This is a genomic window from Stenotrophomonas lacuserhaii, from assembly GCF_039674585.1.
Taxonomy (GTDB): domain Bacteria; phylum Pseudomonadota; class Gammaproteobacteria; order Xanthomonadales; family Xanthomonadaceae; genus Stenotrophomonas; species Stenotrophomonas pennii_A.
This window is the reverse complement of sequence record NZ_JBDJNU010000047.1, coordinates 18,409-33,517: the sequence shown is the minus strand read 5'-3', so window position 1 is coordinate 33,517 and position 15,109 is coordinate 18,409. Positions and strand designations below refer to the sequence as shown.

Annotated in this window: 16 protein-coding genes; all 16 read right to left on the bottom strand. The window is 68.3% G+C overall.

Translation table 11 applies throughout. The features are described 5' to 3' along the window. Positions 1 to 373 precede the first annotated feature (373 nt). Positions 374 to 1,465: a flagellar hook-length control protein FliK gene (locus tag ABE522_RS15195; RefSeq protein WP_346592406.1), complete on the bottom strand. Its 1,092-nt coding sequence runs from the start codon at positions 1,463 to 1,465 to the stop codon at positions 374 to 376. Further along, entirely contained in the window at positions 1,465 to 1,923 is a 459-nt protein-coding gene (fliJ, locus tag ABE522_RS15190; protein WP_101099025.1) for a flagellar export protein FliJ, read from the bottom strand. Before fliJ ends, ABE522_RS15195 begins: the two co-directional genes overlap by 1 nt. Then, positions 1,920 to 3,305 (bottom strand): FliI/YscN family ATPase, encoded by a 1,386-nt coding sequence (locus tag ABE522_RS15185; protein ID WP_346592405.1) that lies wholly within the window; start codon positions 3,303 to 3,305, stop codon positions 1,920 to 1,922. Before ABE522_RS15185 ends, fliJ begins: the two co-directional genes overlap by 4 nt. Continuing rightward, positions 3,302 to 3,934, bottom strand: a complete 633-nt coding sequence (locus ABE522_RS15180) for a FliH/SctL family protein (protein ID WP_406846372.1) — start codon at positions 3,932 to 3,934, stop codon at positions 3,302 to 3,304. The genes ABE522_RS15185 and ABE522_RS15180 overlap by 4 nt, the downstream gene beginning before the upstream one ends. Further along, positions 3,931 to 4,932, bottom strand: coding sequence for a flagellar motor switch protein FliG (fliG, locus tag ABE522_RS15175; protein ID WP_042615421.1), 1,002 nt, complete (start codon positions 4,930 to 4,932; stop codon positions 3,931 to 3,933). The genes ABE522_RS15180 and fliG overlap by 4 nt, the downstream gene beginning before the upstream one ends. Beyond that, the gene (gene fliF / locus ABE522_RS15170) at positions 4,925 to 6,565 is read right to left on the bottom strand and encodes a flagellar basal-body MS-ring/collar protein FliF (protein ID WP_346592404.1); all 1,641 of its coding nucleotides are present in this window, start codon (positions 6,563 to 6,565) and stop codon (positions 4,925 to 4,927) included. Before fliF ends, fliG begins: the two co-directional genes overlap by 8 nt. A 12-nt stretch (positions 6,566 to 6,577) precedes the next feature. Continuing rightward, a complete protein-coding gene (gene fliE, locus ABE522_RS15165) occupies positions 6,578 to 6,946 on the bottom strand; it encodes a flagellar hook-basal body complex protein FliE (protein ID WP_182657657.1) in 369 nt (122 codons plus the stop codon). 147 nt (positions 6,947 to 7,093) lie between these two features. Next, positions 7,094 to 7,537 (bottom strand): hypothetical protein, encoded by a 444-nt coding sequence (locus tag ABE522_RS15160; RefSeq protein ID WP_346592403.1) that lies wholly within the window; start codon positions 7,535 to 7,537, stop codon positions 7,094 to 7,096. Positions 7,538 to 7,914: 377 nt separating this feature from the next. Beyond that, entirely contained in the window at positions 7,915 to 9,393 is a 1,479-nt protein-coding gene (locus ABE522_RS15155) for a sigma-54 dependent transcriptional regulator (protein WP_346592402.1), read from the bottom strand. Position 9,394: 1 nt separating this feature from the next. Further along, the gene (locus ABE522_RS15150) at positions 9,395 to 9,766 is read right to left on the bottom strand and encodes a response regulator (RefSeq protein WP_057507695.1); all 372 of its coding nucleotides are present in this window, start codon (positions 9,764 to 9,766) and stop codon (positions 9,395 to 9,397) included. 12 nt (positions 9,767 to 9,778) lie between these two features. Next, positions 9,779 to 11,188, bottom strand: a complete 1,410-nt coding sequence (rpoN, locus tag ABE522_RS15145) for an RNA polymerase factor sigma-54 (protein ID WP_346592407.1) — start codon at positions 11,186 to 11,188, stop codon at positions 9,779 to 9,781. A 250-nt stretch (positions 11,189 to 11,438) separates the two neighbouring features. Then, positions 11,439 to 12,071 (bottom strand): response regulator, encoded by a 633-nt coding sequence (locus ABE522_RS15140; protein ID WP_192083446.1) that lies wholly within the window; start codon positions 12,069 to 12,071, stop codon positions 11,439 to 11,441. A gap of 103 nt (positions 12,072 to 12,174) precedes the next feature. Then, positions 12,175 to 12,753 carry a PilZ domain-containing protein gene (locus ABE522_RS15135; RefSeq protein WP_346592401.1) on the bottom strand — a complete coding sequence of 193 codons (579 nt, stop codon included), beginning with the start codon at positions 12,751 to 12,753 and terminating at the stop codon, positions 12,175 to 12,177. Beyond that, complete coding sequence (locus ABE522_RS15130) at positions 12,750 to 13,046, bottom strand: hypothetical protein (RefSeq protein ID WP_346592400.1); 297 nt, start codon at positions 13,044 to 13,046, stop codon at positions 12,750 to 12,752. Before ABE522_RS15130 ends, ABE522_RS15135 begins: the two co-directional genes overlap by 4 nt. Then, complete coding sequence (fliS, locus tag ABE522_RS15125; protein WP_101099019.1) at positions 13,043 to 13,462, bottom strand: flagellar export chaperone FliS; 420 nt, start codon at positions 13,460 to 13,462, stop codon at positions 13,043 to 13,045. Before fliS ends, ABE522_RS15130 begins: the two co-directional genes overlap by 4 nt. A gap of 124 nt (positions 13,463 to 13,586) precedes the next feature. Continuing rightward, positions 13,587 to 14,942 carry a flagellar filament capping protein FliD gene (gene fliD, locus ABE522_RS15120; protein ID WP_346592399.1) on the bottom strand — a complete coding sequence of 452 codons (1,356 nt, stop codon included), beginning with the start codon at positions 14,940 to 14,942 and terminating at the stop codon, positions 13,587 to 13,589. Positions 14,943 to 15,109 lie beyond the last annotated feature (167 nt).

Sequence of the window (15,109 nt, the reverse complement as noted above, 5' to 3'; positions counted from 1 at the left end):
GTCCATGCGGGCCTCGTTTCGCGCCATCCATGGCGCTCAACGCCCCCGCCCAGCCCCACCGCCCGGCCCTGACAGTCCGCGCGCGCGTCCCGCCACGTTGAAAAAATAGAATGAGGCAGGCGCGACTGCTTGTGCGCTTCTTTTTTTCTTTTCCGGGGCGGGCGCAGGGGGCGTGTCAGCGGGGCGGGGGGGAGGGGGTTGGCGGGGGCGTTAAAGCCGCATGGATGCGGCGCCGAGCCTCCAAGGACGGATTCACGGCGTCCCCCGCCAAGCCCCTCCCGCCCGGCCCAAACCAGAAGAGGCTCGTCGCGACCCACCACGAGGGGCTCAGCCGTTCGCGACCACCTGACGGTTTATTGGCGGCGGCAAACCGTCACGCGTGTACGTCCAGCAGCCCCCGCTGGCGGATCAGCTGGGCACTGGAGAGCGTCACCTCGGCCGCGCCGGGGTCGCCATCGCCGCTGGCGGGGAAGCTGCCGCCACGCGGGGACTGGCCGGCGTCACCCTGCTGTTGCTGGCCGACATCGGCATGGGCGAGCTGGAAGCCCTGCTCGCCGAGCAGTTCACGCAGCCGTGGCAGGGTGCTTTCCAGCGCGTGGCGCACCTCGACATGCGGGCTGCTGAAGCTGGCGTGGACCTTGTCGCCGTCCATCTGCAGGCGCACGTCGATCGTGCCCATGTGGTCGGGACTGATGCGGATGTGGGCGTGGCCGATCTTCTGTTCGGCCAGCCAGCCGACGCGGGCGCTGATGGCTTCATCGAAACCTTCCTGCCCGAGTATCGGGGTGGGGGTCGGATCGACCGCCCGCGCCAGGCTGATGTCAGCGGCCGAACGGACGGCCTGCAGCGCACCGGGGGCGTGCAGCAGCGGGGCGGGGGCGGCTTCATCGTTGGCTTCGCCCGGTTCGGCGCTCAGCGCGGCCAGCGCTGCCTCGACGTCGGCCGGCAATGCGTCCGCTGCAGGGCCGTCCGGCACCAGTGCGATGCCGCCCGGGGCGGCGGCGGCGGCGCCGGCATTCGCCAGTGCAGGCAATGCCGAGGCGGGCGCCGATGCCGGGGCGCCGTTCGTCGCTGGGGTGGCCGAGGCAGGCGCGGCTTCCGGTGTCACCGGTGCGGCGGACAGGAGCAGGCCGGCCAGTCCCGGCGGCGGCCACGCGGCGGCCACCTCGTCGGAGGGTTCGGCATCGGCCTTGTCGGCAGGTGCAGCCGGCTTGGCCGGGGTGGCCTCGGCGGCAGGGTCGGCGGAGGCCGCGTCGGCGTGCTCGCCGGGTGCCTGCGCATCCTTCTGCGGCGGGGCTGGATCGGTGGCCTGCGCGGCTGGCGGGGCGGAGGGCTTGCTGCTCCCGCCACCCTCCAGCAGGCGGTCGAACCCGTTGCCGGGCGCTTCGCTGCCAGCCGGCGCCGTGCGTGCGGAGGTGCCGTTACCGGCGCTGGTGGCCACACCGCTCGCGAGGGGAGATGCCATCATGACTGGCCGCCGGATTCGCCGTCGCCGGCCTGCAGCAGACGTACGCGGCGGGCGCCGAGGTCATCCATCTCGCGCTGGGTGCGCTTTTCCACCACCTGCTGTTCCTGCGCGCGATAGCTTGCGGCCAGCTGCTCGAGCACCTGCTTGTCACGGCTGGCCAGCAGCAGGCGCGCGCGCTCGGCTTCCACCTTTTCGCGGTTGCTGTCCACGGTCTGGCTCTGCTGGCTGACCGCGCTGTCCAGCCGGTCCAGGAAGGCGCGCCGGTTCAGCAGCTGCGCCGGGCTGGTGGCGGCCATCTGTGCGTTGGCGTACTCCTCGGCATAGCGGCGCAGTTCGTCCAGCCGCGACAGATGGGTGTCTAGGGTGCGCTGGCGCTCGGCCAGGTCGCGGGCGACGGTGTCTTCCTTTTCCTGCGCGCGCTTGAGCAGCGGGTCGATGCGCTTGGATTGCATCATGCGGGATTCTCCGGTTCCACCAGGCGCTTCAATGCGGCCTGGCTGTGGGGAAGGTCGGCAGCCTTGGCCACGTCCTGGCCGAGGAATTCGACGATCTCCGGCCAGCGTTCCAGTGCTTCGTCGGTGGCCGCGTCGTTGCCTCGCTGGTAAGCACCGATGGCGATCAGGTCGCGGTTGGAGGAGTACGCCGATACCAGCCGCTTCAGCTTGCGGATGCGCAGGCGCCACGGCTCGTCGGCGATCTCGGTGACCACGCGGCTGACTGACGCTTCCACGTCGATGGCCGGGTACAGGCCGCTGTCGGCGACCCGGCGCGACAGCAGGATGTGGCCGTCGAGGATGGCGCGCGCCGCATCGGCAATGGGGTCCTGCGGATCATCGCCCTCGGTCAGCACGGTGTAGAACGCGGTGATCGAGCCGCGGCCCTTGGCGCCGTTGCCGGCGCGCTCCACCAGCGCAGGCAGCTTGGCAAACACCGATGGCGGGTAGCCGCGGGTGGTGGGAGGTTCGCCGACCGACAAGCCGATTTCACGCTGGGCCTGGGCGAAACGGGTCAGCGAATCCATCAGCAGCAGCACGTTCAGGCCCTGGTCGCGGTACCACTCGGCAATCGCCGTTGCCCGGTAAGCACCGTGCAGGCGCGCCAGCGGCGGGCGGTCGGCCGGGGCGGCCACCACCACCGCGCGGCGCAGGCCTTCTTCGCCCAGCGTGGATTCGACGAAGTCGCGCACTTCGCGGCCACGTTCGCCGATCAGCCCGACCACGATCACGTCGGCGGAGGTGAAGCGGGTCATCATGCCGAGCAGGGTGGACTTGCCGACGCCGGAACCGGCGAACAGGCCGACGCGCTGGCCGCGTCCGATCGGCAGCAGCGCGTTGATCGCGCGCACGCCGACGTCCAGCGGCTGGGTGATCGGTTCGCGCGAAAGCGGATTCATCGACACGCCGGCCATCCCGACCGAGCCTTCGGCACGGATCGGACCCTTGCCATCCAGCGGCACGCCATCGCTGTCGATGACCCGGCCAAGCAGGCCTTCACCCACGTCCACGCCGCCGCCGCGCCGCAGCGAGGGCACCACGCGGGCGTTGGGCAGCAGGCCATGCAGTTCGGCGCTGGGCATCAGGTAGGTGCGTTCGCCGGCGAAGCCGACCACCTCCGAATCCACCCAGCCGCCGTCCACTTCCACCTTGCAGCTGGCGCCGAGCGGGGCCTCGCAGCCGACTGCTTCCAGGGTCAGGCCGACGGCGCGGCGCAGCACGCCTTCGCGGATCAGCCCGCGCCCGTGCAGGGTGTCGAAATTCAGGGCATCCAGGCGGGCGCCCAGGCGCAGGTTGCGGGCGCCGGTCCATTCCGGCGGCAGCGGCAGGTCAAAGGTGCTCATGTCGCGCTCCCGACCTGGCGCATCACCTTGTCCAGCGCGCCGCGCAGGCGGGCTTCCAGGGTGCCGTCGATGCGCACGCTTTCGGCATGCACGCGCAGGTCGCCGCGACTCAGCGCTGCGTCGGGGACCAGCCGCTGCTGCGGTGACAGGGTGAGCAGGGGCGACAATGCGGCGATGTCATCCGGGTGCAGGCGCACTTCGACATCACGGCTGCTGGTGCCGACCGCATCCACGCCTTCGGCGACCAGCTGCGCCAGCAGTTCCGGATCGGTCTGGTACGCGCGGCCGACCAGGGTGCCGGCGATGCGCACGGCCAGTTCGCCCAGCGCGGCGACGGCCTCGTTTTCCAGCCGCACCAGCGGTCGGCTGAAGTTGTCCAGGATGCCTTCGATCTGCGCGACCACGCGGCGCACTTCGGCCTGTCCCTGGGCATGGCCTTCGGCATGGCCGTGGGCGAAGCCTTCTTTCTCGGCGGCGTCCTGGATGGCCTGGATCTCTTCCAGCGTGGGCGGCTGCAGGACCGGTTCGGGTTCGATCTCCGGCTCGTCGTGCAGGGCCTGCTCGTCGAGCAGCAGCTGCGTGGCGGCCAGCAGGTCGGGGGCGTTCCAGCGGATCGGGGTGTTGTTCACAGCATCGCCTCCGCGCTGCCGCCCAAGGTGACCGTGCCTTCATCGGCCATGCGCTTGACGATGGCCAGGATCTCGCGCTGTGCCCCTTCCACGTCGGACAGGCGCACCGGACCGCGAGCCTCCATGTCTTCCAGCAGGATTTCCGCGGCGCGCTGGGACATGTTGCGGGTGATCTTGTCGCGCACCCGGATGTCGGCGCCGCGCAGGGCCAGGCCCAGCCGCTCGCCACTGACTTCGCGCAGCACCAGCTGCATTTCGCGGTCGTCCAGGTCCACCAGGTCATCGAACACGAACATCATTTCCTGGATGCGGCCGCTCAGCGACGCATCCACGCGGGCGATCTCGCCCAGGATCACCTGGTCCTGCCCGCTGTCCATGAAGTTGAGGATGTTGGCCGCCACCTGCACGCCGCCGATGTTGGACGACTTCAGGTTCTGGTTGCCGGCGAACTGGCGTTCCATGATTTCGTTCAGCTCGTTCAACGCGTTCGGCGGGATGCCGTCGAGCGTGGCGATGCGCAGCAGCACGTCCACGCGGGTGCGCTCGGGCAGCAGCTTCAGCGCGTCGGCGGCCTGGTCGGTTTCCAGGTGGGCCATCACGATGGCGATGATCTGCGGGTGTTCGTTGCGCACCAGGTCGGCCACCGCGCGCGGATCCATCCACTTCAGCGCGTCCAGTCCGGTGGTATTGCGGCCGAGCAGGATGCGGTCGATCAGGCTGTTGGCCTTCTCGCTGCCCAGCGCCTGCACCAGCATGTTGCGGATGTAGTCGTCCGATCCCACGCCCAGCGAGGTCTTGGACATCAATTCGTTGTTGAAGCTGTCCATCACCCCTTCGACCTGCTCGCGGGTGACGTTGCTCATGGTCGCCATGGCGATGCCGATCTTCTGCACCTCCTTGGGTTCCATGTGGCGCAGCACGTCGGCTGCCTCCTGTTCGCCGAGCGACAGCAGCAGGATGGCGGCGCGCTGCACGCCGTTGAGCTGGGCCTCACTCATGGGCCACCCAGCCCTTGACCACCTGGGCCACCCGCTTGGAGTCGGTCTTCACTGATTCACGTGCCATCCGCAGTCGTTCTTCGTAAGAGTCCACCGGTAGCGCCAGCGGTACGCCGCCCAGGCTGGCGCGGTCGCGCTCCAGGGCCGGCAGGTCCATGTCATCGTCCACCAGCTGCACATCGGCGGTCAGCGGATCCTGGCCGAGCTGGGCCGGCTTCGGGCCGTTGCCACTGATCGCACGCAGTGCGGGACGCAGCACGCCGAACAGCAGCGCCAGCACCACGATGGCGCCCAGCAGCAGGCGCAGGCCATCCTGCACCCACGGCAGTTCCCACCAGTTCGGGCCTTCCACCGGGGTCACTTCGCGCACGAACGGGGCGTTCATCACCGACACGGTGTCGCCGCGCTCGGCGTTGAAGCCGACCGCCTGCTTGACCAGTCCTTCGATGCGGGTCAGTTCGGCCGCCGACAGCGCCTGTTCGGTCATCTTGCCGTTGGCGCCGGGGCGCGGCACGTTGTCCAGCAATACCGCTACCGAAACGCGTTCGATGCGGCCACCCGGCTGCCGGGTGTGCTGCAGTGTGCGGTCCAGTTCGTAGTTGCGCGTGGCGTTGCGCGAGGTCTCGGTCGGCGCGGCCGCGGTGGCCGCCGGCGCCGGCTGGCCGGGCGGGGCATTGCTGGCCGCGCCCGGCACGCCCTGCGGGCCGGCGGTGCTGGTGGAGTTCTCGCTGGTCTGTTCGCTGCGCACCTTGGCCGGTTCGCCGTTGTACAGCTCGCGCGCTTCTTCGGTGGTGGAGAAGTCCATCGCCACGGTCACTTCCGGCTTGACCCGGCCGGGGCCGGTCATCGGCTCCAGCAGTTCGCGGATGCGCTGGTTGAACGAGGTTTCCTGGCGGCGCACCTGTTCGAACTGGGCGGCATTGAGCGCCGCTTCGCTGTTCGGATCGGACACGCTGAGCATGCGCCCGCTCTGGTCGACCACGGTGACCCGCTCGGGGGTCAGGTCCGGGATGCTGGCGGCAACCATGTGCACGATGGCGTCGACCTGGCCGCGTTCCAGCTGCTGGCCGCCGCGCAGTTCCAGCACTACCGAGGCACTGGCCACGTCGCGCTGGCGGGTGAACGCGCTGGGCTTGGGAATGGCCAGGTGGACGCGGGAATCGCGCACCGGGCGCAGCGTGTTGATGGTGCGCGACAGCTCGGTTTCCAGCGAGTGCTGGTAGCGCGCGCTTTCCACGAACTGGCTGACACCGAAGCCCGGGTCGCGCTCCATCAGTTCGAAGCCGAGCCGGCCGTTGTCGGTCAGGCCGGAGCTGGCCAGCTTCAGGCGCGCATCGTGCAGGTTCTTTTCCGGCACGGTGATGCCACCGGTGGCGGCATCCAGTTCGAACGGAATCTGCGCGGCACGCAGCAGGTCGGTCGCCTCGGCCGTCGCCTTCTGGTCCAGGCCGGTGTACAGCGGCACCATGCCGGGCTTCTGCGACCAGAAGAACACCGCCAGGCCGGCGGCCACGGCTACGGCGATCATCGCCATCAGGCCCAGGCGGCGGGCGATCTGCAGGCTCTGCAGGCGATCAAACCACTGCCCGGCCTTTTCGCCGTTCAGTGCTTCCTTGGAAAGGGTCAAAGCCATCGCAGGTGATCCTTACAGCGGCATGTTCATCACGTCCTGGTAAGCCTGGACGAGACGGTTGCGGACTTCCACGGTGGCGCGGAAGGCGATCTGGGACTGCTGCGAAGCGACCATGACCTTGGCCAGGTCGGCGCCTGGCACGCCGAGTTCGAAATCGCGGGCGAGGGCGCCCGACTTGGCCTGTGCCTCGTTCACGCCGGAAAGGGCGCCACGCAGGGTGTCGCTGAAACTGGCAGGCGCGGGGGCGCCGATGGTGCCCGGGGCTCCGGTCGGGATCGCATTGGTGCGTGGCATCTCCCCCAGCGGGCTGGCCAGAGGCTGCGAGGCCTGGGTCTGGAAGCTGCGGATCTGCGAAAGGATCGAGGTGACGGAGTGGGTCATGTGGCGCGATTCCATGGAGCGGGAACAGGGAGGCTTGCCCCGGTGCTCCTGCAAGTGCCGTGCCGGAATCGCTGAGTGGTTCAGCCGCGCTGCGGGGCAGGCGATGACGGAAACCCGGCGCCGGGTTTCCGCCCCGCCGGTGTCGGATCAGCGCGGCTGCAGGGTCCAGGTGCCACCGTTCTGGCGGCGTCGGGGTTCAATGGGGCCATCGAACTGGGTGAACACGAAGCGGCCCTGCAGGTCGGTGCGGCAGCTCAGCAGCAACTGGTAGTGGCTGTCGCCGGCTTCGAAGGCTTCATGCATGTCGATGACCGCGATGTTGTCGGCCAGGCGCCGATAGGCATAGCCGCCCTGGAAGCGCAGGCGCGTGCCGAGCACGCTGAGCAGGTAGCGGTTGCCTGAGAAATCCACGCGGACCATGCGCCCGGCGTTGGGATTGTCCGGTCGCCAGGTGGGGTCGCTGAGATTGGTGAAACGGCGGCCGTCGATGTGCGCGGGCAGGCTGCAGCCTGGCTCGGCAGTGTAGGGGGTGGCGTACGCGGCGGGGAGCAGGCCGGCGGCCAGCGGAAGAGCCCAGAAAGGAGTGCGCATGGAGGTGCTCCGGCAGGACGGAGTTTCCAGCGTGCGCCACGAGCGGAGGCCTGGCTTCAAGAAAAGCCCCAAACGGGGTGTGGGCATTTATCGGTGGTGACGGCCGCTGGCCGTCATGCCGTCGCATCCGGTGGATGACAACCGCCGCATCCGGTGGGTGACGACCGTTGGTCGTCACGTCGGTGCCCTTGCCGCTGCGCTCGCCGAGCATGGCTCGGCGCTACCAATGGCTCGCCGCGATGTCGGTAGTGACGGCCGCTGGCCGTCATGCCGTCGCATCCGGTGGGTGACGACCGTTGGTCGTCACGTCGTTGCCCTTGCCGCTGCGCTCGCCGAGCATGGCTCGGCGCTACCCAGGGTAAGTCGCGCTTGGCCAGTCAGCCGGTCAGTTCCGGCTGGTCGCGTTCGATACCGTATTTGCGCAGCTTTTCCACCAGCGTCGTGCGACGCAGGCCGAGCAGCTGGGCGGCGTGCGCGACCACGCCCTGGGTACGTTCCAGCGCCTCGTGGATCAGCGCCAGTTCGATGGTGGCCATGTGGTTGCGCAGGTCCAGCCCATCGTCCGGCAGGCCGGCCGGTGGTGCCGCCGGGGCATGGCCCTGGCCGGGGGCATGGAAGGAGAAGCTGCGCAGGTCCAGCCGGTCATCGCCGGACGCCGGGGCGTCCACCACGGGGGCGACCGCTACCGCCGGCACCGGCAGGTCGGCGCGATAACGCACCGGCAGGTCCTGCACGCGCACGGTGCCACCGGGATGCAGCACGGCCAGGCGCTCGACCAGGTTGGTCAGTTCGCGCACGTTGCCGGGCCAGGCATAGGTCGTCAGCGCCTGCAGCGCTTCGGGCGCGAAGCGGACTTCGCCACGGCCGGTGCGCGCCAGCTGGGCGGCGATGTTCTCGGCCAGCATCGGCAGGTCTTCGATGCGTTCGCGCAGCGCCGGTACGTCGATCGGGAACACGTTGAGCCGGTAAAACAGGTCCTCGCGGAACTTGCCATCGGCGATGCGGCTTTCCAGGTCGCGGTGGGTCGCGGCGATGACGCGCACGTTGCAGCGGATCGTTTCATTGCCACCGACGCGCTCGAAGCTGCGTTCCTGCAGCACGCGCAGCAGCTTGACCTGCATCGGCAGGCTCATGTCGCCTATCTCGTCCAGCAGCAGGGTGCCGCCCTCGGCCATTTCGAAACGGCCCTTGCGCGTGCTCAGCGCACCGGTGAACGCGCCTTTTTCGTGACCGAACAACTCGCTTTCCAGCAGGTCCGGCGGGATCGCGCCACAGTTGATCGCCACGAACGGTCCATCGCGGCGCGGTGAGCGCTGGTGGATCGCGCGCGAGACCACTTCCTTGCCGGTGCCGGATTCTCCCAGCACCAGCACGGTGGTGTCGAAGGCCGAAACCTGCTCGATCATCTGGCGCAGCGCGATCACGGCTGGACCGGTGCCGGTGGGGCCCTGCTCCTGCACCGCGCCGGCCTGGTGTTCGGCATCCAGCCGCTTCAGGCTGGCACGTCGCAGCAACGCTTCCATCTGGGCATGGCGCAGCGGCGCTTCCAGCGGCCAGATGTTGGCTTCATGCATGCCGTGCTGGCGCGCGAACGCCTGCGCGTCGCCGTCGATCAACAGCACTGGCGGGGGCAGGCTGCTCTGGCCCAGCCACTGGAACAACGCGCTGCTCGCTGCGTTGTCGTCCAGCGCGCCGACGATCACCGCCATCCAGTCGTTCTGGCGATAGCGGCCGGTGGAGAAATCCGCCGCGTCGGATACCCAGCGCGGGTTGAAATCCATGAATTCCAGCAGGGCGACGGTGTGCTCGGCGCGGACGGCGTCATTGTCCAGCAGCAGGATCCGTGACTCGCTCATCTCAGTTTCCCTTCAGCCCTTCCAGGATCGGCATGACTTCCTGGATATAGGACAGCTTGCTGACGAAGTTGTCGGCGCCGGCGCGCAACGCGTGCTCGCGGTGTTCGGCATCGTCGAAGTGGCTGGCGATCACGATGTACGGGGCATCGTCCTGCGACTTGATCAGGCGGGTAGCCTGCAGGCCGCCCATTTCCGGCATCGCCAGGTCCATCAGCACCACCTGCGGACGCAGGCTCTCCGAGCGCTCGATGGCTTCCAGCCCATTGCCGGCGCTGCCGACCACGGCCAGCCAGTCGACCTTGCGGAAGTGGCGCATGGCCGCGTTGATGAAACCCTCGTGGTCGTCGACCAGCAGCACGGTGAGCTTGTCCATTCCAGTATGTCCTCAGCCCACCCGGGCCATCAGCGGTTGCCGGACCACCTGCCGACGACGCTCGCGCGCCGGGGCGATATCCAGTTGTTCCCGGTATTTTGCAACGGTCCGGCGCGCAATGTTCACTCCCTGGCGTGCCAGCAGCCCGGCGATGGCCTCATCGGCCAGCGGACGCCCCGCCGGTTCAGATTCGATCAGCCGGCGCACCATGGCTTTCACGGCCGCCCCGGAGACACTGGCCCCTTCCAGCCGCACGGCGAAGAAGTGCTTGAGTTCGAAGGTACCACGCGGGGTCTGCAGGTATTTCCCGGTGGTGATGCGCGAAACGGTGGATTCGTGCATGCCGATGGCATCGGCCACTTCCTTCAGGGTCAACGGGGCCATGGCCTCGTCGCCGCGGGTCAGGAAGGCGGCCTGGCGCTCGACGATCACCCGCGCGGTGCGCAGCAGGGTGTCATGGCGCATCGACAGGCCGCGGGTCAGCCAGCGTGCCTCGGCGAGCATCTCGCGCATGGCCGGGCTGGCATCGGGGCAGTCGGCCAGGGCCTGTTCGTAGTCCCGGTTGATGCCCACCCGGCGGCTGCTGCGGCTGTTCAGCGCCACGCGCCACTGGCCGTCGGCGTGCCAGGCGCTGACATCGGGCACCACCACGGCGTTGCGATCGGGCAGCAGGCTGTCGCCGGGCCGCGGCTGCAGGGACAGGATCAGCCGCACCGCTTCGTGCACGTCGGCTTCTTCACAGCCCTGGGCGGCGGCCAGGGCGGGGTAATCGTGGCTGGCCAGCAGCTCCAGCGAAGCGGCCAGGATGCGCCGCGCCAGGTGGCGGGCGGCCACCGCACCGGGCAGGGCGTCCAACTGGGCCTGCAGGCATTCGCCCAGGTCCTGCGCGGCCATGCCGGCCGGGTCGCCCTGCAGCAGGCGCTGGCGGATGGCTTCCAGTTCTTCGGCCGGTACGTCCAGCCGGGCGCTGCCCAGCAGTTGCAGCTGCGCCAGTGGGGCCTGCAGGTAGCCGGCGTCGTCGCAGTGTTCCAGCCAGAAGGCGGCGATGCCCAGTGCGCGCTCGTCCAGCTCCAGTGCCAGGCCCTGCAGGATGCGCAGGTGCGGATCGCTGGACTGGCCGGCGGCGATGCGCGCCATGCGGTCGTCGTCACCGTCCTGCCAGCTGGCTCCCGGGATGTCCCACATGCCGCTCTCGGGCAGTTCGTCGAAGGCGGCTGAATCGGTGGCCGCGTCCTCGGCGCTGCCGGCCTCGGCGACGCTGTCGCGGACCTCTTCGATTTCCAGCAGCGGGTTGTTGTCCAGGGCGCGCTGGATTTCCTGTTCCAGCTGCAGGCCATCGAGCTGCAGCAGCCGGATCGACTGCAGCAACTGCGGCGTCAGGTGGAGGTTCTGGCCCAGCTGGACATTGAGTGCGGCTTTCATCTGCATTCCCCTGCGCCATCCCCGACGCGTTATGGAACACATCTTGCTTGTTGGCCGGGGTAGGGGAAATCGGGGGGTTCCTGAGCGCGCTAGGGCGATCCCTGACTGATTGTCAGGAGAATCCCTACATCGCAACGGGTTTCCGTCACGGCGCCAGGTGCAAGTGCCTGATCCGCAGCAGCGGCCCGGCCTGCCGTTGCAGGAATCTCGATGCGCGGCGGCTGCAGCGCCGGAAAAGCGTCGTCGTCCGCTACTCCAGATCGCTCTGGTGGCGCGCGGCCAGCAGCACCAGGTCATTGGCGCGACGACAGCCCAGCGATTCCATCATCCGTGCGCGATGGGTTTCCACGGTCTTGACGCTGATCCCGAGGTCGGCCGCCATTTCCTTGTTGCTCTGTCCGCTGCCTATCCGGCGCAGGATCTCGCGTTGGCGCGGGGACAGGGCTGCCACCCCCACCGGCTTCTCCCGCCCCAGCATCGGGGCGAGCATCTTTGCCGAAATCTGTGGGCTCAGGAACACCTGGCCGGCATGCGCCGCGCGCAGTGCCAGTTCCAGTTCGCCAGGCGCGGCATCCTTGACCACGAAACCCACTGCGCCGCGATCCAGCGCATCGCGCACGTGGGCGACGTCGTCGTGCATGGTCATCATCACCACACGCGATCCAGGGGCATGCAGGCGGATATCGCTGAGTGCTTCCAGGCCGGTGCGCCCGGGCAGGGAAAGATCCATCAGCACCACATCCGGTGCGTGGTGCAGTGCCTGCTGGAGCGCCTGTTCAGCATTGCTGGCTTCGGCCACGAGCTGGACATCGGCGAATCCCTGCAGCAGCCGCCCAAGGCCGGCGCGGACAAGGGTGTGGTCGTCGACGATCAGAACGCGCAAAGTGAGCAACTGCAAGGCGGGGGAGCAGCCACCTTAACGGACCGGGGCCGGGCAGCCAATAGCGACAGTCGCGTATAGCGACCGTCATCTCGTAAACCGGCTGTCAGCGGTAACGTCGGGCGTCGGCGATCTGGCGCCGGTGCAGGCGGAAAAGGTGCCGTTCCAGCGCCATTTCCAGCCCATCGCCGAGGTCGCCAAAGCGCAGCCACAGATAGTGGCCACCGGCGCCATCGGCGGCTTCGGCAAGCACCTGTACCGGCAGGTCCACGTGGTCAGGCAGCCACTCACTGGGTTGCAGGCGCACCGTGCCCACGCTGCCGGCGAGCGCGCCGCTGCGTGGCCCCAGCTGCAGGCGGATGCCGCGCCGCGACCAGCGCAGCGGACGCAGGGGCAGGGCATCGGCCTGCTGCCGTACCAGCCGGCCGACCAGCAGCAGCACCAGGTCGAGCTTGGCTTCGATGCGCTGCTGGCCGGGGCTGGCTTCGCCGCGCTCGTCTTTTTCCTCGCCGCGGCTGTCTTCCACCAGGCCGATGCTGCGCAGCAACTGCTCGGCCGCGCTGGCGCGCACGCCGCCGCTGCCGCGCAGGAAGTCCGCGGGCAGGTCCACTTCGCAGCTCAGCGTTTCATCGAACAGCTCGCTTTCGGCGGGGTGGTGGATCAGCGGCGTGGCGGGCGTGGTCATGCCAGCGATTCTGCCTTCAGGTAGGCATGCGCGGCGCGAAGGGAGCGCTTGCCGTGGTTGAGGTGGGCAGCGGCTTCATCGCGCAGCTGCACCATGCGGCCCATCACCCGTTGCTGGTGGGCGAGCAGGCTCCGGATCGCATCGTCGGTGGGGCGTTCGACGCTCAGCGTCAGCGCGGCCACCGCCTGCAGGTGCTCGGCCATCAGGCGTTCGCTGCCTTCGTGGTCACCGCTGGGCAGGTGCGCTTCCAGCGTCTCCAGCGAGGCGTGCAGCGGCTGCAGCAGGGCGGTCATGGCGTGCCTGCGCCACGGATCTGGCGCTGGTCGCCGGGGATGGCGTTCCAGGCCGAGTCGATCTCCATCATCAGGCTCAGTGCATCCTTCAGCGCAGCCGGATCGTTGTGCAGGTTGGCTTCGGTCAAGCGCACGATCACGAACTCGTACAGCGCCGACAGGTTGGCGGCGATCTCGCCGCCGGCCTCATGGTCCAGCGATCCGTCGAGATGGCCGACGATCGAGCAGGCTTCGCCGATCGCCTTGCCCTTGCGCGCCTGGTCACTGCGCTGCAGCGCGGCCTCGGCGGTGCGGATGCGCTCGCAGGCACCGGCCAGCAGCAGCGCCACCAGCTTGTGCGGGTCCGCATCGACCACCGAAGTGCTTACGCCGACCTTGCGGTACTGCTCGGCGAACTGCCGGTTTGTGCCGTACATGTATGGTTTCTCCTGGGGTGCCGGTTGCCTGGTCCCGCCCGTGGCGGAGTACAGCCGGTACCGGTGTTTCATGGGTATCGGCCATCAGGCCGATCAACTTGAGCGGGCTGGCGTGGGCGCCGGATCAGCTCTTGGAACTGTTGTTGGCCAGCTGCTGGGACAACGTATTGCTGGCAGTCTGCATCTGGGTGACCAGGCCTTCCATCGCGGTGAACTGCTTGGTGTAGCGGCCGGATACTTTTTCCATGCGCGCGTCCAGGTCATCCAGCTGCTTTTCCAGCGCCTTGATTTCCTTGTTGAGCGAATTGGTGCGCTGGGTGATTGTGCCGGTGGTCGTGTCCAGGTTGCTCTTCAGCAGGGCGGTCATCGACTTGCCGATGCTGCCTTCGGCACCGAACAGCGACTTGGCCGCTTCCGGATTCTGCGCCATCGCTGTGTCCAGCTTGGCTGCATCCAGGCTCAGCGTGCCATCCGCTGCGATGGTCAGGCCCATCGTCTTCATGTCGTTGACGTTGGCGCTGAGTGAGCTGCGCAGCTGCTGCTGCAGGCCGCGTACCATCGCATCGCCGGTCAGCGTGGCGGCGGTGCCGGTTTCGGCGTTGTAGGCGCTGGAGCTCTTCAGCGTGCTCTGGATGGAGTTGTAGGCGCTGATGAACGCGTTGAGGTTGGTCTTCAGCGTGCTGTTGTCAGGCGTCAACGTCAGCGTCTGCTTCTTGCCTTCTTCGGCCTTGGTCAGCGTCAGCGTGATGCCGGGGACCAGATCGGTGACGGTGTTCGAACTGGAGGTACGGGTGAAGCCATCCACCACCACCACCGCATCCTTGGCGGCGACCATTTCGGTCATCTTCGAGGCGCCGGCGGCATCGTGCACCAGGTCGCCCAGGCCGCCGTTGCCACCGCTGGTGCTGACGGTCAGCGCGCCCTTGGTGCCCGAATCCACGGCGGTCAGCACCAGGTGCTGGCCATCATCGGCGGTGACCACGGCCGCCGTCACACCCTTGCCGCCGGCAGCGGAATTGATCGCCGCAGCCACTTCGGACAGCTTGGCGCCGGCCGGAATGGTGACGCTGACATTCTTCTCGCCATAGCCGATGTTCAGCGTGCCATCGCCGATCACCGCGTCCTTCTCGTACGCCTTCGAGCTCAGCTTCTGGTTCTGTGCCAGCGAACGGACTTCCACCTCATGCGTGCCGGCGGCCGGCTTGCCCGCGGTGCTGGCGGTATCGATGACGGCGGTGAAGTTCGATTCGGTCGGCGTGCTGGCCTTGATGCCTGGATTGGCAACGCCCTTGACCAGGGCGCTCAGCGCGGTCTGCAGGCTGGTCATGCCACTCTTGATGGTGCCCAGCGACGAAAGCTTGGCGCTGGCGGCGACGCCGGCGTTGTTGATCTGGTTTTCCTTCGGCGCGCGCTCGTTGGCGACAAGCTGGGAGACCAGGCTGGGGATGTCGAGGCCGGAACCGATGGTGCCGAGGGACATGGAAGGATCCTTGTGCTGTGACGGCACGAGCCGATGCCATGCATCTGCTATCGGCCGTGTTTGGGCGAGCTTGAGCGCTGCTGCGCTGGCTGGCTTGATGCAAGCCCCGTGCCACGCTGCGGTAGTGACGGCCGCTGGCCGTCAGCTCTTCCAACGATCACACAAAC

Excerpts from the sequence above, each read along its gene's own strand:
- ABE522_RS15195 (WP_346592406.1), bottom strand. The coding sequence starts at position 1,465 with ATGGCATCTCCCCTCGCGAGCGGTGTGGCCACCAGCGCCGGTAACGGC.
- fliJ (WP_101099025.1), bottom strand. The coding sequence starts at position 1,923 with ATGATGCAATCCAAGCGCATCGACCCGCTGCTCAAGCGCGCGCAGGAA.
- ABE522_RS15185 (WP_346592405.1), bottom strand. The coding sequence starts at position 3,305 with ATGAGCACCTTTGACCTGCCGCTGCCGCCGGAATGGACCGGCGCCCGC.
- fliG (WP_042615421.1), bottom strand. The coding sequence starts at position 4,932 with ATGAGTGAGGCCCAGCTCAACGGCGTGCAGCGCGCCGCCATCCTGCTG.
- fliF (WP_346592404.1), bottom strand. The coding sequence starts at position 6,565 with ATGGCTTTGACCCTTTCCAAGGAAGCACTGAACGGCGAAAAGGCCGGG.
- fliE (WP_182657657.1), bottom strand. The coding sequence starts at position 6,946 with ATGACCCACTCCGTCACCTCGATCCTTTCGCAGATCCGCAGCTTCCAG.
- ABE522_RS15160 (WP_346592403.1), bottom strand. The coding sequence starts at position 7,537 with ATGCGCACTCCTTTCTGGGCTCTTCCGCTGGCCGCCGGCCTGCTCCCC.
- ABE522_RS15155 (WP_346592402.1), bottom strand. The coding sequence starts at position 9,393 with ATGAGCGAGTCACGGATCCTGCTGCTGGACAATGACGCCGTCCGCGCC.
- ABE522_RS15150 (WP_057507695.1), bottom strand. The coding sequence starts at position 9,766 with ATGGACAAGCTCACCGTGCTGCTGGTCGACGACCACGAGGGTTTCATC.
- rpoN (WP_346592407.1), bottom strand. The coding sequence starts at position 11,188 with ATGAAAGCCGCACTCAATGTCCAGCTGGGCCAGAACCTCCACCTGACG.
- ABE522_RS15135 (WP_346592401.1), bottom strand. The coding sequence starts at position 12,753 with ATGACCACGCCCGCCACGCCGCTGATCCACCACCCCGCCGAAAGCGAG.
- ABE522_RS15130 (WP_346592400.1), bottom strand. The coding sequence starts at position 13,046 with ATGACCGCCCTGCTGCAGCCGCTGCACGCCTCGCTGGAGACGCTGGAA.
- fliS (WP_101099019.1), bottom strand. The coding sequence starts at position 13,462 with ATGTACGGCACAAACCGGCAGTTCGCCGAGCAGTACCGCAAGGTCGGC.
- fliD (WP_346592399.1), bottom strand. The coding sequence starts at position 14,942 with ATGTCCCTCGGCACCATCGGTTCCGGCCTCGACATCCCCAGCCTGGTC.